Annotated in this window: 15 protein-coding genes; 5 read left to right on the plus strand and 10 right to left on the minus strand. The window is 38.5% G+C overall.

Annotated elements, in window-relative coordinates; translation table 11 throughout:
* Nucleotides 1-211: 211 nt before the first annotated feature.
* The 5 genes from H3Z82_RS05645 to H3Z82_RS05665 all read right to left on the minus strand — a co-directional run bounded on the left by H3Z82_RS05645 (nucleotide 212) and on the right by H3Z82_RS05665 (nucleotide 7,385).
* Nucleotides 212-3,712, minus strand: a complete 3,501-nt coding sequence (locus tag H3Z82_RS05645) for an efflux RND transporter permease subunit (protein ID WP_182203483.1) — start codon at nucleotides 3,710-3,712, stop codon at nucleotides 212-214.
* Nucleotides 3,705-4,892: an efflux RND transporter periplasmic adaptor subunit gene (locus H3Z82_RS05650; protein WP_182203485.1), complete on the minus strand. Its 1,188-nt coding sequence runs from the start codon at nucleotides 4,890-4,892 to the stop codon at nucleotides 3,705-3,707. Before H3Z82_RS05650 ends, H3Z82_RS05645 begins: the two co-directional genes overlap by 8 nt.
* An 80-nt stretch (nucleotides 4,893-4,972) precedes the next feature.
* Nucleotides 4,973-5,350, minus strand: coding sequence for a four helix bundle protein (locus H3Z82_RS05655; RefSeq protein WP_182203488.1), 378 nt, complete (start codon nucleotides 5,348-5,350; stop codon nucleotides 4,973-4,975).
* 89 nt (nucleotides 5,351-5,439) lie between these two features.
* Complete coding sequence (locus H3Z82_RS05660; RefSeq protein ID WP_182203491.1) at nucleotides 5,440-6,783, minus strand: TolC family protein; 1,344 nt, start codon at nucleotides 6,781-6,783, stop codon at nucleotides 5,440-5,442.
* On the minus strand, nucleotides 6,783-7,385 hold the full coding sequence (locus tag H3Z82_RS05665) for a TetR/AcrR family transcriptional regulator (protein ID WP_182203493.1): 603 nt from the start codon (nucleotides 7,383-7,385) through the stop codon (nucleotides 6,783-6,785). Before H3Z82_RS05665 ends, H3Z82_RS05660 begins: the two co-directional genes overlap by 1 nt.
* Nucleotides 7,386-7,506: 121 nt before the next feature.
* Here H3Z82_RS05665 and H3Z82_RS05670 point away from each other — a divergent pair, with 121 nt between their 5' ends.
* Nucleotides 7,507-8,481 carry a polyprenyl synthetase family protein gene (locus tag H3Z82_RS05670; RefSeq protein ID WP_182203496.1) on the plus strand — a complete coding sequence of 325 codons (975 nt, stop codon included), beginning with the start codon at nucleotides 7,507-7,509 and terminating at the stop codon, nucleotides 8,479-8,481.
* A 36-nt stretch (nucleotides 8,482-8,517) separates the two neighbouring features.
* Complete coding sequence (locus H3Z82_RS05675) at nucleotides 8,518-8,871, plus strand: hypothetical protein (protein ID WP_182203498.1); 354 nt, start codon at nucleotides 8,518-8,520, stop codon at nucleotides 8,869-8,871.
* Between the two features lie 160 nt (nucleotides 8,872-9,031).
* On the opposite strand, the gene H3Z82_RS05680 is transcribed toward H3Z82_RS05675, so the two are convergent.
* Nucleotides 9,032-9,301, minus strand: a complete 270-nt coding sequence (locus tag H3Z82_RS05680) for a hypothetical protein (RefSeq protein ID WP_182203501.1) — start codon at nucleotides 9,299-9,301, stop codon at nucleotides 9,032-9,034.
* 173 nt (nucleotides 9,302-9,474) lie between these two features.
* Here H3Z82_RS05680 and H3Z82_RS05685 point away from each other — a divergent pair, with 173 nt between their 5' ends.
* Nucleotides 9,475-10,887 carry an aldehyde dehydrogenase family protein gene (locus H3Z82_RS05685; protein WP_182203519.1) on the plus strand — a complete coding sequence of 471 codons (1,413 nt, stop codon included), beginning with the start codon at nucleotides 9,475-9,477 and terminating at the stop codon, nucleotides 10,885-10,887.
* A 146-nt stretch (nucleotides 10,888-11,033) separates the two neighbouring features.
* Here H3Z82_RS05685 and H3Z82_RS05690 read toward each other — a convergent pair whose 3' ends face one another.
* Complete coding sequence (locus tag H3Z82_RS05690; RefSeq protein ID WP_182203522.1) at nucleotides 11,034-12,344, minus strand: sugar MFS transporter; 1,311 nt, start codon at nucleotides 12,342-12,344, stop codon at nucleotides 11,034-11,036.
* An 89-nt stretch (nucleotides 12,345-12,433) separates the two neighbouring features.
* Nucleotides 12,434-15,406 (minus strand): GH92 family glycosyl hydrolase, encoded by a 2,973-nt coding sequence (locus H3Z82_RS05695; protein ID WP_182203761.1) that lies wholly within the window; start codon nucleotides 15,404-15,406, stop codon nucleotides 12,434-12,436.
* A 115-nt stretch (nucleotides 15,407-15,521) separates the two neighbouring features.
* Between H3Z82_RS05695 and H3Z82_RS05700 the strand changes: the two genes are divergently transcribed.
* The gene (locus H3Z82_RS05700; protein ID WP_182203763.1) at nucleotides 15,522-16,757 is read left to right on the plus strand and encodes a metallophosphoesterase; all 1,236 of its coding nucleotides are present in this window, start codon (nucleotides 15,522-15,524) and stop codon (nucleotides 16,755-16,757) included.
* A 102-nt stretch (nucleotides 16,758-16,859) separates the two neighbouring features.
* Nucleotides 16,860-17,156: a thioredoxin family protein gene (locus H3Z82_RS05705; protein ID WP_182203524.1), complete on the plus strand. Its 297-nt coding sequence runs from the start codon at nucleotides 16,860-16,862 to the stop codon at nucleotides 17,154-17,156.
* Between the two features lie 212 nt (nucleotides 17,157-17,368).
* Here H3Z82_RS05705 and H3Z82_RS05710 read toward each other — a convergent pair whose 3' ends face one another.
* Nucleotides 17,369-18,037 (minus strand): polysaccharide deacetylase family protein, encoded by a 669-nt coding sequence (locus H3Z82_RS05710; RefSeq protein WP_182203526.1) that lies wholly within the window; start codon nucleotides 18,035-18,037, stop codon nucleotides 17,369-17,371.
* Nucleotides 18,038-18,043: 6 nt separating this feature from the next.
* The gene (locus H3Z82_RS05715; protein ID WP_182203528.1) at nucleotides 18,044-21,358 is read right to left on the minus strand and encodes a glycosyltransferase family 117 protein; all 3,315 of its coding nucleotides are present in this window, start codon (nucleotides 21,356-21,358) and stop codon (nucleotides 18,044-18,046) included.
* Between the last annotated feature and the right edge of the window lie 199 nt (nucleotides 21,359-21,557).

Consider the following 21,557-nt stretch of genomic DNA (forward strand, 5'->3'; position numbering starts at 1 on the left):
TGGGTTTAATGTCCACAGGGTTGTCTCTAAGTTCTCATTTGTTTAGTACCGTGTATGTTTTAACCAAAGGCTTTTGATTTCATGGCGCTCTCAATTCCAATGGAGATAATACCGCAATAGATTTAAAAGAGTATTTAAACATTAATTCGAACCATAAAAAAAGACCAACAGGACAGTGCCCGTTGGTCTATGATATTATTTATTATAGGCACTATTCTGCCAATTCCTGATTCAGGTCTTTATTGACCGATTTAATTTTAACCTGCAACCACATTTTTAATTTGGTCACCAAAAAGAATAAAATCGGCACCACGATCAAAGTAAGAAAGGTTGCAATCAATAATCCATAAATCACTGTCCAAGCCAATGGCCCCCAGAAAACAACGTTGTCACCACCCATATAGATATCGGCGTCAAACTCTTTGAACAATGAAAAGAAATTAATATTTAGACCAATAGCCAATGGCACTAGACCTAAAATAGTAGTTATCGCTGTTAGCAAAACAGGTCGTAAACGTGCTTTCCCAGCTTTTACAACGCTTTCAAAAAGATCATCAGTTTCTAAATAATCACTCTTATCAAGGTTGAGTTCGTGTTTTCTACGATCGATCAGCAATTCGGCATAATCCAAAAGAACAACGCCGTTATTCACCACAATCCCTGCTAAGGAAATAATCCCTACCATGGTCATCATAATCACAAAGGCACTTCCTGTAATTACAATACCACCAAACACACCAATAAGGCTTAAGAATATGGCCAACATGATAATGGCAGGTTTTGATATAGAGTTGAATTGGAAAATCAGAATAAAGAAAATTAAACCAAGTCCCGTTAAAAAAGCACCGATTAAAAATGTCATCTGTTTTTCTTGTTCTTCAATCTGGCCCGTATAATCAATTTTGATATTTTCGGGCATTCCTTCGTAGCTTTTCATTTCATTCTGAATTTGAGCTACAATGGCACCTGCATCGGTATAACCTGGAGTTAGTGCGGAATAAACGGTAACCACACGCTTGGTGGCCTTGTGTTTAATGGCACTAAACCCTGACGTATTTTCATATTTAATAAGTGTGGATAATGGAATGTCTTTTATCTGACCTTTATTATCTCTAAAAGTAATGTTTTGGTTGAAAAGCGCATTTAGATTGTAACGGTTCTCTTCGTTAAAGCGCACATAAATATCATAATTATCACCTGCTTCTTTATAGATGCCCGCTTTTGCACCAAATATGGAGTTTCGCAGTTGCTGTCCAATCTGAGCGGCGCTGACACCAAGTTCACCTGCTTTTTCACGATCGATGATGACGCGCATTGTAGGCTTATCTTTATTGACATCAATTTTAAGTTCATCAATACCCGCAATGTTTTTATTGTTTATAAATTCGCGCATATTTTCAGCAACAGCAATCAATTCGTTGTAATCTTCTCCTTCAATTTCAATATTGATCGGTGCCCCTACAGGTGGGCCATTGGCATCTTTTTCTACAGATATCAACACCCCAGGGTAGATGCCCACCAAGGCTTCCTGAACTTTTTGGCGTAGTAGCTCACTGTCAGCACCATTTCGGTATTTGTATTCGCGCATAGAGGCGGTAATCTTTGCTTTATGAGGCATTTCGGCAGCAGAGCCCATATCGGCTTGAGGGTCTCCGGCACCTTCCCCAACTTGGGATACAGCACTTTCTACCATGAAATTATAATCGCCTTCACGGTATTGTTCATCATTGATAACATTATAAACACGTTTCTCAATCAGTTTTGTGATGGCATTGGTTTTTTCAATGGCCGTACCTTGTGGGTATTCAATATATACAATGATTTGATTGGGTTTGTTGTCAGGAAAAAATTCTACCTTGGTACGTTTGGCATTTAAAGAGGCACCAAACCCTATAAACGCTAAAATCAACAGCGCAAAAGTTCCGAGACTCAATATGTATGGCATCTTCCCGGAAAGCGCACTGCGTAGTTGACGTTCATACCAATTTTCTAATTTGACCAATGTACTATTTTGAAAGCTGTTGGCCCATTTTCTCAAGAAAAAGCGATAGACCCAAAGCATAATGGCCGTAAACACCATTAACGATCCGAGCGCACGGTACTCGCCAGCTACCAAAAATACGATCAACCCGAGAATGGCCATCACGCTTGTTGTAATGATAATCCGTTTTAATGGCATGTTTTTATCTTCGATGCTCATAAATTGCGACACCAATACGGAGTTGAAAAATATAGCAACAAACAGTGAAGATCCGAGAACTACCGATAGGGTAATGGGAAGAATCATCATAAATTCACCCATAATCCCTGGCCATAATCCTAATGGAATAAAGGCTGCAACGGTTGTAGCCGTTGAAATAATAATAGGAAATGCAATTTCCCCAATACCTTTTTTTGCGGCCTCTACACGGGTCATGCCTTCTTCATCCATGAGGCGATAGACATTTTCAACCACCACAATTCCGTTATCAACCAACATTCCGAGACCCATAATCAATCCGAAAAGAACCATCGTATTCAAGCTGTGACCTAACATGTTTAAGATCATTAGGGACATAAACATCGACATCGGAATTGCAAATCCGACAAAAATGGCATTCTTAAACCCTAGAAAGAACATCAATACCGTGACCACCAAGATGACCCCAAAAATAATGTTGTTGACCAAGTCTTCAACCTGCCCGATGGTTACGGAAGATTGGTCGTTGGCAATAGAAATATTAAGGTCTGTAGGGAGCACGTCGGTCTGAGCTTTATCAAGAATCACCTTAATCTGCTCTACCGCATCCACCATGTTTTTTCCGGCACGTTTTTTAACGTCCAACATCACTACAGGATCCCCAAACTCGCGAGCAAAGGTGGTTTTGTCTTCTTCCTGAAACGTAACGGTAGCCACATCCTTAAGATAAATGGCGTTACCATCTTCTGATTTTATGACGAAATTCTCTAACTCGTGTGGCGCATCAATTTCACCCAAAATACGTATGGTACGTCTTTGGCCACTGGCAATTAAATTTCCAGCCGACATGGTGACATTCCCATTTTTGATACCGCCAATAATATCGTTAAAAGTAACTTGTGAAGCCATCATTTTATAGATATCCACCGCCACTTCAATCTCTTTTTCTTGGGCACCACGAATGTCTGCTTTTTTAATTTCTTGTATATCTTCAATTTCATCCTGCAAGTATTCGGCAAACTCTTTGAGTTTTTCCACCGTATAATCGCCTGAAATATTGATATTCAGAATCGGCATTTCTTCAGAGAGGCTCATTTCAAAAACATCAGGAACAACCTTTGCGTCGTTAAAGGTTGGCCAATCTTCACTGGAGGTCTCACTGTCTATTTCATCTTTGACCTTTTGCTTGGCCTGTTCAACTGTAATGTTCTCATCAAACTCCACCACCACCATAGAGAAGTCTTCTTGCGATGTTGAGGTAATCTCCACAACATTACTTAAAGTTTTTAATCGGTCTTCTAGCGGATCTGTTATGAGTTTTTCAATGTCCTCTGCAGTATTTCCAGGGAAAATAGAACTCACAAAAACTTTAGTGATATTGACCTCCGGGAAGCTCTCTCGCGGCATACTAAAGAACGCGGAAATTCCTAAATAGAAAATCACCGCAATCAGCACGTACATGGTTGTCTTATTGGTAATTGCCCATGAAGACAAGCCAAATTCCTTTTCCATGCGTTTATTCTTTTTAGTCATTCCTATTATTATCTATGATTAATACTTCCACGGTTTGTCCGTCTTTGACACTTCTTGCACCTTCTTGAATCAATTCGGCATTGCTCTCTATACCTTCCATAACTTCAATAAGATCACCTTGGGCACGTCCGGTTTTTATGATAACACGATGAGCAGTGCCTTGGTTTTTATCATTTTTGTCCTCTACAACATAAACATATTGCTCTCCTTCGGCATTCTCAGAAATAATGCTTTGTGGAATCAATATCGCATCTTCATTGGTATAATCGTTGATTTTGAGACGTACCGTGAGATTGGGTTTGAATACGTTGTCCTTATTAGGGATGGCAATTTCTGCCTTAAATGTCCTGTTGGAAGGGTTAATGACATTACTGGTTTGACGCACCTTAGTATTGATGGTTTTACCGAGAATTGGGAAAAAGACCTCCACATTTTTTCCTACGGTAATTGTACTGAGGTGACGTTCCGGAACCTCAGTTTCAATATACATATTATTCAGGTTTACAATCCGCATTAATTGTGTTTGCCCCGCCGCAACCACGCTACCTTGTTCTGTTATCACAGCATCAATGGTTCCCGAGAAAGGCGCTTTGACAATAGTTTTTGCTATTTGTTGTTTCAATTGGTTTACCGCTTCCACTTGTCCTTCATAATTGGATTTTGCTTGTAAAAATTGAATTTCACTTCCAATCTCTTGATCCCATAATCGTTTTTGACGCTCATAAGTGGTTTGGGCTAAATCGGCTTGAATTTGCAGTTGCGCCAATTGTTGGCTTAATCCACCATCGTCAATTTTAGCGAGTGATTGGCCTTTGTTTACCCATTGCCCTTCTTTGACGTACACATTGGTAAGAATGCCATTATACTCCGGGGTAATAGTCATTAAATCTTTTGTAGTTACATTACCCTGCAGCTCCAATACGTGGTTAAACTCTTCTGGCGTAGCTTTGAAGGTCGTGATAAGTGGAACGTTTTTAGTAGTGTCCAAAACAGAAATCTTTTTATCAAGCCGCACAATCTTATCATGAAGCACCTGCTGTTCATCTACAAGTTCAGCTCTTTTTTTTCTGATGGTCTCAAGGTCATTGCTCTCCAATGCTTTTTCAACCGTGTTCTTTTTTCCATCACCACAGGAGGTCAGTAGGATGCTAAAGGTGAGTATGGTGAGTATGTATTTCATGTTTTTTAAATTTATGAGGTGGGAGTTTATGGGTTTAAAAGTTTTTGTGTAAAGCAAAAAAAATAGCAACGTATGGGTCTTTATGAAATTGACTTGTATTGTTTTGATTGTAATTTGTAATGAGCATCCAGCATGGCTGTGATCTCTGTGAGATAGTGTCTTATTTCTTTATAAAGATCATCAGACAGAAATCCCAAATTATTGGATAAAATTGACTGATTCAATAATTCAAGGGCAGAGCCGTAAGCAATTTCGGTAAAACGTGCTTTATCCTTATTTGAGTGTCTACCGGTTCTTTCGGCAATGTTGAACGACATTGAAATTGAACACCGACGCATTTGATTACTTAACCCAAAACATTCATCTTCTGGAAAATGTTTGGTGGTTTTATGAATTACTTTAGACAGCTCTCTTGCTTTCTGCCAAACTTTTAATTTTTCAAAAGAAAATGTTTTCATAATTGTATTATTTGGTTGTTATGTTTTTTGAGGATTGATCTGTTTAGACTTCAATTTAAACTCCTCAACACTATAACTCCTTTATTTTTTTAATCGTTTACCACATTCAAGGCCGTCTCCAGTTCAGCCTTCGCATTTATCACGTCCAACATGGCTTGTAATAGTTCTTGCTGTGCAGCATATAATTGCGTTTGTGCTTGCCGCAAATCAAAACTGGACGAAATACCTTCAAAAAATTTGATTTGATTTTTTGCTTCAATACGCTCAGCAAGCTTTAAATTTTGTTTTTTATTGTCATAATCTTCAATGGCGAATTGGTAATCGCTTTTTGCAGCTGCAATCTCAAATTGAATGTTTTGTTCTTTTTCAATAAGATCGGTTTTTGCTTTTTCTAAATTGATCTGTGCACGTTGTGTAGCTGCACTGCGCATTCCAGAACTGAAAATTGGGATGTTAAGACTGACCCCAAAAAGTGAAGACCCGAACCATTTTTGGTCTTTGTCCATAAAACTGAATTCATCCGAATAAGCCGAATATCCGCCGTTGATAAAGCTGGTGAGCGTAGGGAGGGCCTTGCTCTTTTCTAGCTTCACTAAAAGCTCCTTTGAAACTTTGTCGTTCTCTGCAATTTGATAATCAATGGTGTTTTCAACTTGGACCTCAGTGTCCAGCAGACCTAAGGAAATGTGCGCTTCAGTTAATCGCTCCAAATCATCGGTTATAATAGTCGGCCAATTGATTTCCAAACCAAGGGTCATATTGAGCATTTGGTAAGCCAAGGTTTTCATTCTGCTCGCATTATTCAGATTACTTTCAATACCTGAAAGTGTAATTTGAAGCTGCTCCACGCTTTCTTCCTCTTCCAATCCGTTTTCAAATATTTTAGTGGTTTCGTTAAGGTTTTTTTGGAGTACCTGTACATTCCGTTCTAAAATTTGAACCGTTTCTTCGGCCATCAAGACATTGCCGTAAGCGTTGATTACGGCTTTTCTCACCTCCAATTCTGTTTTAGTATTGGCGTTCTGTGAGATTTCCAAAAAGACTTTGGCACTCTGTAAACCTACCAAATAAGAACCATCAAAAATTTGCTGACTTAAGGTTGCGGTGGCGTTCATATTTTGCTTGGTACCAAAAATGACCTCTGCAAACTCTCCAGGGGTTCCGCCAAAAAACTCAGCTGGAATTACTTGAACCGACTGTTTCAGAAAATTTTGATAGTCAACTGAAGCATTTATTTGGGGTAAGCCACTGGCGGTTGTTTCCCATTTTTGTGCTTTTGCAGCTTCAATATCCCGCTGTGAATTGATGGCCCTTCGGTTGTTTTTAAGAGCAAAATCAATGGCTTCCTGCAAACTGAATGTTGTTGGAACCTCCTGCGAGATGGCAAAAAATGGGACAAGGATCAATAAAAGTGTATAAAACGTGTTTCTCATTAGACTTGAGTGTTGATGATTTTTTGAAGAGCTTCCAGACCTTTTGGCGTGCAAATGCCCCTAACGTGATATTCCAGATAAAGGTTCATTAGAGAGGTCATAGAGAGATTTTTTAACGGAAATAGTTGCTTATTCTTTAATGCCATTATGGAGGTGAAATACATCTTTGAAATGAAGTCGATTTCTAAATTCTCTCGATACACACCAAGGGCAATACCACGCTTTAAATTGTCTGCAACACATTCTTCCATCAAATGGTATTGTTTGGACCTTAGTGAATTGAAAATTTTAGGGTAGTATTTTTGTAATTGATGGTAGGGCGACGATGTTTCATTTTTTAAGTGCTCCATCACAAGTTGCTTTATGTCATAGATTTCCTCAATAGGATCTTTCTGTAATTGACAAATGCAATCAATACCATGGGAGATAAGCTCAAACATTTCTAACGTTGTGGACTCCACCAATTTGGTCTTGTTTTCAAAATGCACATAAATGGTTTTCTTGGAAATACCAAGTTCGTTGGCAATATCATCCATAGTCACACTCTTGAACCCAAGGGTCAAAAATAATTCTGTAGCTTTATCTATAATTTTTTCTCGCATAATCGGCGGCGAAAATACAACAGGAAACTTAAAAAACCAAAAAAGTTTCCAAAGTTTAATATATTTTTAATAATAATTTTTAGGTTCGTTTTCCTTCGGCTATTTGTGTTATTTTTGTCTCATGCAAAAAATTTCTCATTACCACTCTGCGTTTGTTTCCTATTTAGAAGAAAACATCCAATCAAAGGAGCCGGCCTCACTATATGATCCTATTCTTTATATATTAGGATTAGGGGGAAAGCGCTTGCGGCCCATTTTAACCTTAATGACTGCCGAAGCTTTTAGCGATTGGTATAAAAACGCTCTCGATGCTGCTTTGAGTGTTGAGATTTTTCACAACTTCTCTCTGATTCATGATGATATTATGGATACGGCACCCTTGCGCCGTGGCCAACCAACAGTTCATGAGAAATGGGATGTCAACACTGGTATTTTATCTGGAGATGCCATGCTGATTTTGGCCTATCAGCTTTTTGAACGCTATGATGCCAACACCTTTCAAGACCTGGCCAAATTATTCAGTAGAACGGCACTTCAAGTTTGTGAGGGTCAGCAATACGACATGGATTTTGAAACTAGAGAGGATGTGTCTGTCGCTGAATATCTTAAAATGATTGAATTTAAAACTGCCGTATTGGTTGGAGCCGCAATGAAAATGGGTGCCATAGTGGCTTCTGCCTCGAAAGAGGATCAGAATTATATTTATGAATTTGGACGTCTATTGGGCATAGCTTTCCAGCTCCAAGATGATTATTTGGATGCTTTTGGCGATCCGAAAACTTTTGGCAAACAAGTAGGTGGTGATATTATTGAAAATAAGAAAACCTTCCTTTTCATTAAGGCTTTAGAGTTTTCTAATGAAGACGACCGATTAGAGCTACAACATTTATTTGGAATCACACCATCAGACCCCTCAGATAAAATAGAAACGGTAAAGCAAATTTTTCAGACCAGTGGTTCTGCAGATGCCACGCGTAAGGAAATAGAAAATTACACAAAAAAGGCATTTACGGTACTGGACAAACTATCTATTCCTGAAAATAAAAAGGAAGCGCTGAAAATTTTTGGCGATGATTTAATGAACAGAAGAGTCTAACATCCTATTTAAATAACCCAATTGGAACATTTTTTAATGAAAGACCTAAAAACCTTTGACGACTTGATGGATGAAGCCAATAAATGGGAACTGTATGGCAAACTAGTGGGGCAACTCAATAAAGATTTGGCCTTGGCAAATGTAGATTTGGAATTTGATGTGGAGGTATTGCCAACAAGTTTAAAGTTGCTCTTGCACGAAGAAATTTATCGTCTTATTCAGCATAAGTTCATGGACTATCTGAACTTGTTATATATTGTTGATGTTTCTGAAGAAAAAATAAAGCAATTGGATGGGAATGATGCAATACAGTTGGCGGAAAATGTCACCTTACTAATTCTACAGCGCGAATGGCAAAAAGTGTATTATAAAAATAAGTTTAGTTCCTAATCGTCCATATTTTTAAGACGGCTGTGTGAAATTGTCTCCAAAACAGCATCAATTGTTAGATCAGCGTCTTCCGTACCTCGTTAAAAAAAATCGAGGCATTTCAAATTTAGAAATACCCCGATGGCTAATTATAAGTAATGGATAATTTAGAAATATCTATTTAACAGATCTTAACCTCTTTTGTTCTAATTTGAAGGCTTTTTCTGTAGGCTTTAATACTAATAAGTTCAATGCTCTTTTTGTAGCTTAAGTTGGTCACTTCGTTTTTGGTAACAATTGCAATAGCTGTGTTGCTGTTTATAATTTGCTCAATTGTAACCGCTTTAATGGTAATGATGTCATTCTGTTTTACCTGAGCTTTGGACATGTCTTGACTAAAAGACACTATTGGTAAAACAATTAAAGCAATAAGCATTATAAGTTTTTTCATGATGTCAGAGGGGGTTTGGATTAATCGTTAACACAAAGAAACAACAGAATGTGAATAAAATATAATATATTAGATATAAAACATCGATAAACGGTTGATATGAAATTCTACTCAAAAATCATCGATGAAATACATAAATGAGGCGCGCAGCCCACTAAATACGTTTGTGACCAATGACGCAATATATAGATAATGAGTTCATCAGCTTGTTCAATCGACAAAAGGACAATCAGTTTAAAATTGGAAATTCCACCTATAAAGAACGCATCAGAAAACTGGAAGCGCTTAAAAAAGCCTTGGAGTTTACCTATAAAGATAAAATCAGGGAGGCGATGTATGCCGATTTTAAAAAACCTTTTTTGGAGACTGATCTTACGGAAATTTATCCAGTGCTTAGCGAAATAAAATTCGCCAAAAGCAACCTGAAGTCTTGGTTAAAGCATCAAAAAGTAGACACACCAATGGCCTTGCTTGGCGCGTCATCTTATATTAAATATGAGCCTAAAGGGGTGTGCTTGCTCATTTCTCCCTGGAACTTTCCGATCAATCTCACTTTCGGACCGTTGGTTTCCGCTATTGCAGCGGGAAATACGGTTATTATAAAACCTTCTGAAATGACACCTAATGCCTCAGGCGTTATGGCCGATATCGTAAAAGATCTGTTCAATGAAAATGAAGTCGCTCTTATTGAAGGTGAAGTTGAGGTGTCAGAGGAGCTCTTGAAACTCCCTTTCAATCATATCTTTTTTACGGGCTCACCTCAGGTTGGTAAAATTGTAATGAAAGCGGCATCAGAGCATCTAACTTCCGTAACTCTGGAGTTAGGAGGAAAGTCTCCTACAATAATTGATGATTCCGCCAATCTTGGAACAGCGGTCAAAAGAATTATTTATGGAAAATTCACCAATGCAGGACAGACTTGTATTGCGCCTGATTATGTGCTTTTAAAAGCCGAGTTGAAAACTGAATTTACGACACTCTTCAAATCTAAAATCGCAGAATTTTATTCGGAAAAGCCAGAAAACTCAGCTTCCTATTCCAGAATTGTCAACCCTAAGCATTTTAATCGATTGGTATCTTATATTGAGGAGGCAAAACAAAACAAGAGTGATATTACTTCAGGAGGCCGTTATAATGGAGACGATAACTATATTGAACCCACGTTGATTTTTGATATGCCAGAAGACTCTAAGTTGATGAACGATGAGATTTTTGGACCAATTCTTCCTGTAAAAACTTATTCAAACATTGAAGAGATGGTGTCTTATATCAATTCCAAAGAAAAACCTCTGGCCTTGTACATCTATAGTAAATCTAAAAAGAATGTAGATTTTATTATGAATAACACACGTGCTGGAAGTGGCTGTGTAAACCATAACCTTATCCAGTTTTTGAATCATAATTTACCATTTGGAGGCAGTAATAACAGTGGTATTGGAAAAGCCCATGGGTTTTATGGATTTGAAGCTTTTTCCAATCGACGCGCTATGATGAAACAACATACTTTTGGAGCGACAGATTTTTTGTTGCCACCATATTCCAATTTTAAACAAAAATTGGTGGACTTGACTTTGAAATGGTTTTGAGAAATGGTTTGAAGTCTATTCTTCGGTTTTCAGTTTGAATTTTATGGCAACATAAGATGTTAGCAAACGCAATAAAATAAGCGGCCCACCACTATGGGAGGCAGGCCCTATTTATAATGCAACCTATAAAGCTCATCGCCTTAATATTAAATACTCACCTGCTTTTTACTATTTCTAAGTCCGTAGTAAAAAATATAGGCATAGCATAAAATAACGAAAAACAATGCCGATTTAAATCCGATTTGATCGGTTAGAAAACCAAACGTTGGTGGAATGACTGCACCTCCGACAATTGCTGTACATAACATCCCTGACGCTTTTGGCTTCAAAGACCCGATGCCATCAATAGCCAACGTAAAAATAGTTGGGAACATGATTGAGTTGAACAATCCGACCGCTAAAATACTCCACATGCTGACTAAACCGGTGGTGCTAATAGATATTAAAATTAATGTGATAGCAATGCTCGCAAAAATTCCCAATACTTTTCCTGGTTTAATAATCTTGGTTAAATACGCTCCTGCAAACCGGCCAATCATAGCGCCAGACCAATAGAAGGTTACAAAAACACCAACAATGGCTTTGTTGTCACTTTCGGTCATGCCTGTACTGAGAATAGTATCTACAATAGATCTCATAAAGCCATTCTGTTTAATGACCTCCACCATATTCATGTCTAAAAAGTAATTGACCAAATAGCTCCCAATGGCTACTTCGGCACCTACATAAAAGAAGATGCCAATAATTCCCATAACGAGGTTTTTTTGCTTTAATGCATCTTTATAAGATCCAACCGTCGTTTCATTGATCAGTTTTGGGGGTTTTGCGAAAAAGAAACCTCCTGCAATAATAAAAATGAAAATAGCCAATCCCAGAAATGGTTTTTGAACAGCAGATGCTTCTGTTGCCAAATAAAGACCTTTTTCAGAATCCGTTAGAATCGCAATTTCTTCAGTTGTTTTAATCTTATCGCTTAAAATAAACATAGCGCCAATTATAGGTGCAATGGCCGTTCCTAAGGAGTTGAAGGCTTGAGAAAGGTTCAAACGGCTAGAGGCACCATCTTCAGAACCTAAAACGGCAACATATGGGTTGGCAGCTACTTGTAAAATGGTAATTCCGCCCGCCAATATAAAATAGGCCACCATGAAAATTCCAAATATTCGGTAGGATGCTGCCGGATAGAATAGTAGGCAGCCCACGGCCATAGTACATAATCCTAAAATAATCCCTTTTTTATAGCCTATTTTAGTCAAAATATAACTCGCCGGAATGGAGAGTAAGAAATAAGCACCAAAAAAAGCGAACTGAACCATGCCCGCCTGAAAATATGTAAGCGTAAATAATTCTCTAAGTCGGGGAATAAGCGAATCTACCAAAACGGTTATAAATCCCCATAGGAAAAATAAGATGGTCAATAATATAAAGGAGGAACGATAGGATTTTTGTTGGTTCATAATATATGGTTAATGGTGTTAAGTTCAGAGTTATGCGTTAAAATTTCTTATTAAAATGATGTTTTAATCTCTACACGTGGGGCTTCTTTTTACGTTTCTTTATTGTTAGCAACTGTCTTCTCAAGATTGCCTGCTGAAGACTGGATTTCAATTTCATCTACAAATATCCAGCTTTTACCTTTAGTTTTATAACCTGCATGCCATTTAGGGAGTCTGCTTAATTTTTTAGCAACCACTTTAACGTATTTTGCATTCTTATCGTGGACATCAAAAGTCATGGTCTTTACTTTGACCTCGTCTGACCTATTAATTGCATTGATGCTTTGCTTGCTAATCAATTGAAAGTTTTGATTATCGGCAGAAACATAACATAAAACTTCAGTGGGATAGAAAATAAAAGAACGCTGATCTTGTAAAAAATTGACCGCAACGGATTGGATGGTTTGTATTTCACTTAAATCGACTATCGCAATTACATCTTCACCTTCATAACCTTGCCATGCGCCTCCGCGGAAATCCTTTGACCCTTTCAAACCATCAATTAAAGCATTGGTGCCGCCCGCACTGTATTGCTTAGCATAATTTGTTTTTAAGACGATAGTCCGATTAGGATCAATTTTATAAAAATCAGTGGTAATAGTAGCACTTCTTTCATCGTCCTTTTCAGAATATACATTTAGCGTGGAGGTTTCTGAAATAATAAATGGGGCTTCGTATTTAATGTAAATGGAATCGTTTAAGGTATAGAAAATATCGGTTTCTTTTTGAGCATTCTCTAACACCACTTCTGTTTCACCTTTAAATGCAATATCACCTTTTGCAATAAAAGGTGCCGGAACTATTTTAAAGTAGTCAATGGAAGTAGTTGGTACATCATCGTCGTCACTTCCCCAGTCGGATGGGGAATCGGTCATATAAAACTCCAAGGTACCACCCGAAAGGATATCCTCTGAAGCAATATAGCTTTGATGTAGTTTACGGCCATTAAGTCTGACATGATCAATGTATTTGTTGTCGTCAGAAAGATCAAATGCTTTGATGGTGAAGTTTTTTCCATTCTCAAGATTGATCGTTGCCTTCTCAAACAACGGCGTTCCGATAATATATTGATTGGAACCTGGCGTAACTGGGTAAAAGCCCATGGATGAGAACACATACCAAGCGCTCATTTGTCCGCAATCTTCATTACCAGCAATGCCATCGGGCTGGTTTTTATAAAGTTCAGTCAGAATTTGATGGACCTTTTCCTGGGTTTTATAGGGTTTGTTGACAAAATTATAGAGATAGGCGATGTGATGGCTGGGTTCATTACCGTGCGCATATTGGCCAATAAGGCCCGTAATATCCACCATGTCACGTCCCGAAGTTGAAGTTTTAGCGTTAAACAAACTGTCTAACTGCGCCTCCAACACTTCTTTACCTCCCAAGAGCTCTATAAATCCTGAAATGTCCTGTGGAACAGAAAAGCTGTACTGCCAGGCATTGGCTTCGGTATAGTTGAAATTGACCTCATAGGGATCAAAAGGTGCGAACCACGTATTTTTGAAACGGCCTCTCATAAACTTTGTTTCCGGATCAAAGACATTTTTGTAGTTCTGCGCTCGTTTCATAAAGATTTCAAAATCCTCTACATTTTCCAATGCGTGGGCCATTTTTGCAATGGTCCAATCGTCATAGGCATATTCCAAAGTTTTAGAGACCGATTCGCCCTCTTCCTCAACGGGAATAAAGCCAAAGGCCTTATAAGTTTCTAAACCCCGATGATTTTGATTGGCCGAATGTTTCATCGCTTTAAATGCTTTATCGGCATCAAAACCTCTTATCCCCTTTAAATAGGCGTCGGCAATAACGGGTACGGCGTGGTAACCTATCATGGTGCCGGTATAATTGGCACTTAAATCCCACATGGGCAAAATGCCACCTTCATCATACTTTGCAATTAGTGTGTTAATGAAATCGGTGGTACGCTCTCGTTCAATAAGGGTATACAAAGGGTGTGCCGCCCTATAGGTGTCCCATAATGAAAAAACCGTATAGTAATCAAAATCTTTGGTGGTGTGGATTTTCAGGTCCATGCCTCTGTACCGCCCATCGACATCTTGGTAAAGATTGGGTACAATCATGGTGTGGTAAAGGGCCGTATAAAAATTTATCTTACGGTCTTGGTTTTTCGTTTCAATAATGATTTTTTCCAGCTGATTTTCCCAAACGGTTTGAGCATTTTCCTTGACCTCATCAAAGGTTTTGTCACCTATTTCAGTCTCCATATTTTTCTTAGCGCCTGCTTCATCAACGGCGCTGATACCAATTTTTACATAAACAGGTTCGTTCTTGGGATTGTCAAATTGGAAAACCGCCTTTTTATGAGTCAGTTGTTGCTTTCTGGCAATTAAATCGACCGACACAGGATGCGAGAATTTAATATAATAAAACAATTTCTGATTGGATGCCCACGATTTAGAATGGCGATATCCGGTGATTTCAGTTCTTGAGGTCTGTTTTATTTTTGAGCCCAATAGCTGATCACGATGCTCTAAATCTAAAACGATTATCTGGTTTTTAGCAGTTGGGAATTGGTATTTATGCACGCCACTGCGCTCAGAAACCGTTAGCTCAACATTAATATCTGTATCTGCCAGATGCACTTGGTAATAGCCAGGTTCAGCTTTTTCGTTATCATGGGAAAATTTTGAGCGATAGCCTTTTTTGCCATCACTGCCATTATTGGAAACCACTTCGTTGGTGGGCATGAGCAAGATGTCACAATAATCACTGACCCCTGTACCACTCAGATGGGTGTGGGAAAATCCATAAATATAGTCGTCACTATAATGATAGCCAGACGCGCCATCCCAGCCCTCCAGGCGAGTGTCAGGACTTAATTGCATCATCCCAAAAGGCATGGCTGCTCCTGGATAAGTATGACCATGACCACCAGTGCCGATAAAAGGATTGACCAATGATATTAAGGATTTATCTTTTTTAGCTGGGGTTGTTTTAGGGCGCTCAGAGCAGCCTGTTAGAAGAAACAGGACCATAAATGCTAAAAAAAATGACTTCATCATTTAAGGGATTGATATTGCTGCGGAAATATACTAAATCTTAAGGGACGGTTAAATTTTATCCCAACATTTTAATACCAGCTTAATTCATTTATCTTTGAAGAAAACTGCTCTTATGCTGCGATGGGTCCTATTTACCATTTTTTATATTCTTATCTCCTTATATGGGTTTCAAGCCATTAGGACCATCACCAAAAACGTCTGGTTTCATTATCTGTTTATAGCTATTGGTGTTATTTTTGCCGGTAATTTAATTCTCCAATTTAGTTTCGGCTCCGGAGGACGCGTGCTTTCAGCGGCCAAAAGTTATGCTTTCGGATTTATTCTGACCTATATGCTTTTCAACTCGGTGATGATCCTTTTTTTATTTGGTGAAGATATTGTGCGGTTTTTTATAGGTGTATACACAAAGTACTTAACACCTTCTGAAACGTTTTATATGCCCTCAAGACGAAAATTTATTAGTGGAATAGCGTTGGGGGTAGCGGCAATACCATTTGCTTCCATGCTTTATGGCATGTACAAAGGAAAATATAACTTTAGAGTTATTAAGCATACTTTACATTTTGACGATTTGCCGGAGGCATTTGATGGCTATACCATTACACATATCAGTGATATCCATTCAGGGAGTTTTGACAACCGATCAGAAGTGGCTCACGGGATAGATTTAATCAAGGCACAAAAATCGGATGTAATTTTATTTACTGGAGACCTGGTCAATAACCGAAGCTCTGAACTGTTGCCTTGGAAAGACTTGTTTTCTGAGTTAAAAGCTGATGACGGCGTGTTTTCAATACTGGGGAACCATGATTATGGCGACTATATGAATTGGGATTCTGCCGCAGAAAAAGAGCAGAACTTTGAAGAGATTAAACAACTCCAAAAGGATATGGGCTATGATTTATTGCTCAACGAAAATCGATTTATTGAACGTCATGGGCAACGCATTGCGCTTTTGGGCGTTGAAAATTGGGGTAGGGGGTATTTTAAAAAAGCTGGTGATTTAGATAAAGCTGCAGAAGGCGTTAAACCTGACGACTTTAAAATATTAATGTCTCACGATCCGAGCCATTGGGATGAGGTGGTCATCAATGACGCATACCATTATCATTTGACATTGAGCGGTCATACCCACGGCATGCAATTTGGAGTCGAGATTCCGGGATGGTTAAAATGGAGCCCCATAAAATACAGGTACAAACGTTGGGCAGGGATTTATAAAGAGAAGGGACAATACATTAATGTGAATAGAGGTTTTGGCTATTTAGGCTTTCCGGGGCGTGTTGGAATTTGGCCAGAAATAACGGTGATTGAACTTAAAAAGGGTCAAAAAAACCGAATCGCATAAACTGCTTGTTGCCCATGTTATAGCTATTTACGTATGTCTTAGGTTAATAAAAAAAAAATAAGTAGGTTTGTAATAGCACATCCGATCTAAACATTAAAATGTATGTCAAAATTTGGAGAACTCATAGATGTCGATATTCCAGTGTTGTTGGATTTCTTTACAGAATGGAATGAACAGTCTATTGCAATGCATCCTGTGTTAAGAGATGTAGCTGCTGCGCTTGGAGACAAGGCAAAAGTCATCAAGATAGATGTTGATAAAAATAAAGAATTGGCCGAAGCACTCCGCGTTAAAGGTTTACCTACACTTATTATTTATAAAAGAGGCGAGATGAAATGGCGCCATAGTGGAGAGCAAGACGCTGATTCACTGATAGAAATTCTCCAAGAATACATCTAACTTATTCCTGCGTAGGCAGGAATCCCCTCTTTGAAAGTCCATCAAGGTTTTTATTGAAAATAGCACATTTAGAGCTATCAAAATTTTAGTCTTGCTCTAAAATCTTTTCCAATCTAACAATCAACGGTAATATCATTTTTTTTTTGATAAGATAGAAACATGATAAAATAAGTCATTAAAACTCTTGGATAATAAGACTTTTCGGGGGGTGATTACAGGCGTTCAAACTTAAATCCTGCCTTATTAAAATGGTGCAATACCTTTGGAAGTGCAAATATCATATTTTTAGCAGCTTTCACACTGTCATGAAAAACGATAATGCTTCCCGGTCGGGTTTTGGAAATGACATTTTTTGCACATTGCTCTTCTGATATGGAATCCTTCCAGTCAAACGCTAAAATATCCCACATAATAATTGTATAGTCCAACGCCAACAGTTGCTTCCCTTGTTGACCAGTAATCTGTCCATAAGGCGGTCTAAATAGTTTTTGTCTTTCTGATTTGGGGTTTGGGGATTGAATATTGAAATTTTCAATTCGGTAATCGATGAGACCCTGTGTCTGTATGACTTGATCTACATAAGTGTCCTTATTGGTTGTCCAGCCTTTTGGGTGGGCGTAGGTGTGGTTTCCAACGGTATGTCCATCCCTGATAATAGCATCAAATATCTCCGGGTGCTTTTCAATATTATTGCCAATGCAAAAAAATGTGGCCTTGGCATGATATTCTTTTAAAAGCTTTAAGGTCCAGAGAGTTATATCTGGTGTTGGTCCATCATCAAAAGTCAAGTAAATTTTTTTTTGATCCTGTGGCATATTCCAAATATAGTTCGGGAATATGCCTTTGATCAATTTTGGTGTTCTAACTGGAATAAGGTTCACAAAAAATTACTCGAAATTTATTAGATCATCTATAGTATCGGTTATGATATCGCGCTCTTCCCTCGGCACTTCACGCTGTGGTTGGTCTTCAGCCATAAAATGCTTGAATAATTGGAGGAAATTGTTGAATTTTTCAGTTTCTTCCAATGCGAAGTCTTTGTCATTATATACCACGGTAATATCAACCAGACTTCTATAACGCTCAATGTCCGTAACAATTTCATCTAAATAGCGTGTTTGGTTTTCGAGAGTAAGTCCGCTATAATAAGTTAAACTTTCTTGGTATTTTTTAGTGACATCTTTATAAAGTTGTCTTGCTTTTTCTGTGCTACCAACTTCATAATAGCCACTAATATAAGGTTCGAGAAGGGTGTAATAGCCAAAATAGTCGACAGGCATTTTTTCCATCGCCAGATCGGCTATTTTTTCAGCCTTTTCAGGTTGGTCCTCATTGATTAATTGCTCCATTAAACGGGCCAGGTTGCCTCTATAGGTAATGCCGTTTTTGCGGGTTTCCACGTCGTGGTAAATATCAGGGCTACCACTGTTGCCCCAATCCCAAGACATTACTTTATCATACATCAACTCTGAGTCCACACGCCCCATGTCAAACGGATTGGCTCTATCAACCGGGGTTCTAATTGGCACTAATTTGTAACATAGGCCATCTAATTGCAGATAGTCTTTCATCCAGATATAATCATCGTCACCAAAGCTTCCTCCTGTAAAATAGATTGGGCGCTCCCAATTGTTATTGGCCAAGATGTCCAACATCATCAAGCGCTGTTTATAAAGTGCACCGCCAGTAATTTTAATGACAATATCGTCCACAATCTTATCGGCATCTTTCTGCTTTACAATACCATGTTCCAAAACAGAAGCTTTATCTACAGGAATACGCACAGACTTAGTAGGATAGTAATTGGTGTTCAACATATTTGGCGGGTAACCGCTGATGTCTCTTCCTTCCTGTTGTAAGGCATATTTGAGCTTTGTTCGAGGATTGTCACTACTGACAAAATCCATGAACTCCTTAAGGCTTAAGGTGTCTTTTGTAATTTCCTTCTCAACGATGTAATCACGTGTGCCGTAGCGGTATTGTTCGTGAGTCAGTTGTGACGGAATAGGATCGCTCGTATAGGCCTTTCGTTTCATTTGGTCAATATACCAATCGGTTTGAAAAAGACTGGTATTGATTACCCTAACATCCCTTCTGATGCCTTCAATTTCTTGGGCATACCATAATGGGAAGGTGTCATTATCTCCAATAGTGAATAAAATAGCGTTGGGCGCGCAAGATTCTAAATATTTTACGGCCATGGCATGTGCTGTTTTCCTTCCTGATCGGTCGTGATCATCCCAATTGTTTGCTGCTAAAATGCCTGGCACCAGGATTAAGCATACTGCAGTAATAGCGTGGGGTAGAAACTTTGAAGCCGAGTATTTTCGAAGTGCATCAAAAATAGCGTACACTCCAAAACCTATCCAAATGGCAAAGACATAAAATGACCCAACCACAGAATAATCACGTTCTCGAGGTTCAAATGGTCTGACGTTGGTGTAAAATTGAATGGCAAGTCCAGTCATGAGGAAAAACACCAAGAGTGTCCAGAACAGTTTTTTATCCCTTCCAATTAAAAATAAGAACCCAATCAGACCAAGAATAAGCGGAAGGAAGTAATAGGTGTTTCGGGCTTTATTATTTTTAACATCGCTTGGCAAATTATCCTGAGACATATTAAGATGCCAAGCATCAATAGGTTTGATGCCACTGATCCAATTACCATTCAAGTCGTCATATTTTCCTTGAATATCATTTTGACGTCCAGCAAAGTTCCACATAAAATAGCGCCAATACATGTACCCAAACTGGTACTCGAACATATACGCAATGTTTTGGGCCAAGGATGGTTTTTGAATATCTAAATATTGACCAAATTGTTTCAGAAATTTATGATAATCGCTGTAATCAACTTGTCCTTGTCTGACATTCATCTTAAAATCAGCCACAATATCTCTGATTTGGGGCTCCATCATATATTCCGCTTTGACGCTAAAGTCTAGCAGACCGGTAAACATCATATAGTTTTCCGCGTTTTCGGGGCTCCACATCCGTGGTAATATTGAGGCCTGCTCAGAATTATAGTTTTGTTTAGCGTTCTTATAGTCGTTGACAATTATGTATTTCCCAGCTGCTTCATCCTTTTCATAATTGGGCTTATCGTCAACGTAAGGCTCATTGGCATCAAGTCCTGTGTACTGCTCCGTAAAAAGTGGTCCGTAAAAGAGGTGGGTTTCAGGATACTGCTCTAAGTTATAATAAGCTAGTAGTTCTCGTGCATCTGAAGGGTCATTCTCATTAACCACCACATTGGCATTAGCTCTAATTGGAAGCATCAACCAACATGAAAACCCTATAAATATGAACATCAAGCACAGCACTAAGGTGTTGGCCACATGCTTTTGGTGGTCTCGAGTATATTTTAATCCAAAGTAGAAAGCAGCCACCACAATAATAAAAGCGATGATGGTTCCGGAGTTAAAAGGCATACCAAGACTGTTGACAAAGAAAATCTCTGAAGCACTAAAGATTTTCAATGCATTGGGAAGCAGTAATTTAAAAATGAACAATAAAATGGCTGCAGAAACCACGTTGGCCACTATAAAATTAGTGACCGTTATGGTCTTATAGTTTTTAAAATAGTAAATCAATCCAATGGCAGGGATGGTTAAAAGACCCATAAAATGCACACCAAAAGACAATCCAATTACAAAGGCAATTAAAATGAGCCAGCGGTTGCCACGTGGTTTATCCATATCCTGTTCCCAACGTAAAGCCAGCCAAAACATAACAGCCATAATTAAGGTAGCCATGGCATACACCTCAGTTTCTACCGCATTAAACCAAAAAGAATCTGTAAATGTAAAGGCTAAACTTCCAACAAGGCCACTGCCAAGTATGGCTATTTTTTTTGTGACTGTGAATTCTTCATCTGTTTTGACCAATTTTTTAAGTAGCAAGGTGATGGTCCAAAACATAAATAAAACGGTGAAGGCACTTGCTGCGCCACTCATCATATTCAACATCGCTCCAATTTGGGAAGGTTCTAAGGCAAACATTGAGAAGAACGCGCCAAGCATTTGGAACAAGGGGGCTCCTGGAGGGTGGCCCACCTGGAGTTTGGCGGAAGTCAAGATGTATTCGCCTGCATCCCAGAAACTAACGGTCGGTTCAATGGTCAATGCATAAACCGTAAATGCAATGGCAAAGACAAACCAACCTAAAATGGTATTCCATTTTTTAAAGTTGAAATGATTCATAGATTTTTTGTTGAAATTGAGTGGCGAATTTAAGAATAATTATATAAGAGGGGAAAGTTTTTAAGTAAACGTTAAGGAAATATAGGAGAAGCTGTATCGTGGCCGTAAAAAATGATCAGACCTGATAACTAAAAACGGCAATTTTAATAGAAGATGATATCAGTTGTTTTTTATTTTTTTAACTGATTGGTGTTAAACA

The organism is Gelidibacter maritimus, from assembly GCF_014062315.1.
GTDB classification, from domain to species: domain Bacteria; phylum Bacteroidota; class Bacteroidia; order Flavobacteriales; family Flavobacteriaceae; genus Gelidibacter; species Gelidibacter maritimus.

Bases quoted from the DNA above. Each gene is read 5' to 3' on its own strand.
- H3Z82_RS05675 (WP_182203498.1), top strand. From the start codon at position 8,518: ATGAAAGACCTAAAAACCTTTGACGACTTGATGGATGAAGCCAATAAA.
- H3Z82_RS05670 (WP_182203496.1), top strand. From the start codon at position 7,507: ATGCAAAAAATTTCTCATTACCACTCTGCGTTTGTTTCCTATTTAGAA.
- H3Z82_RS05695 (WP_182203761.1), bottom strand. From the start codon at position 15,406: ATGAAGTCATTTTTTTTAGCATTTATGGTCCTGTTTCTTCTAACAGGC.
- H3Z82_RS05690 (WP_182203522.1), bottom strand. From the start codon at position 12,344: ATGAACCAACAAAAATCCTATCGTTCCTCCTTTATATTATTGACCATC.
- H3Z82_RS05715 (WP_182203528.1), bottom strand. From the start codon at position 21,358: ATGAATCATTTCAACTTTAAAAAATGGAATACCATTTTAGGTTGGTTT.
- H3Z82_RS05650 (WP_182203485.1), bottom strand. From the start codon at position 4,892: ATGAAATACATACTCACCATACTCACCTTTAGCATCCTACTGACCTCC.
- H3Z82_RS05705 (WP_182203524.1), top strand. From the start codon at position 16,860: ATGTCAAAATTTGGAGAACTCATAGATGTCGATATTCCAGTGTTGTTG.
- H3Z82_RS05645 (WP_182203483.1), bottom strand. From the start codon at position 3,712: ATGACTAAAAAGAATAAACGCATGGAAAAGGAATTTGGCTTGTCTTCA.
- H3Z82_RS05655 (WP_182203488.1), bottom strand. From the start codon at position 5,350: ATGAAAACATTTTCTTTTGAAAAATTAAAAGTTTGGCAGAAAGCAAGA.
- H3Z82_RS05665 (WP_182203493.1), bottom strand. From the start codon at position 7,385: ATGCGAGAAAAAATTATAGATAAAGCTACAGAATTATTTTTGACCCTT.
- H3Z82_RS05660 (WP_182203491.1), bottom strand. From the start codon at position 6,783: ATGAGAAACACGTTTTATACACTTTTATTGATCCTTGTCCCATTTTTT.
- H3Z82_RS05685 (WP_182203519.1), top strand. From the start codon at position 9,475: ATGACGCAATATATAGATAATGAGTTCATCAGCTTGTTCAATCGACAA.
- H3Z82_RS05680 (WP_182203501.1), bottom strand. From the start codon at position 9,301: ATGAAAAAACTTATAATGCTTATTGCTTTAATTGTTTTACCAATAGTG.
- H3Z82_RS05700 (WP_182203763.1), top strand. From the start codon at position 15,522: ATGCTGCGATGGGTCCTATTTACCATTTTTTATATTCTTATCTCCTTA.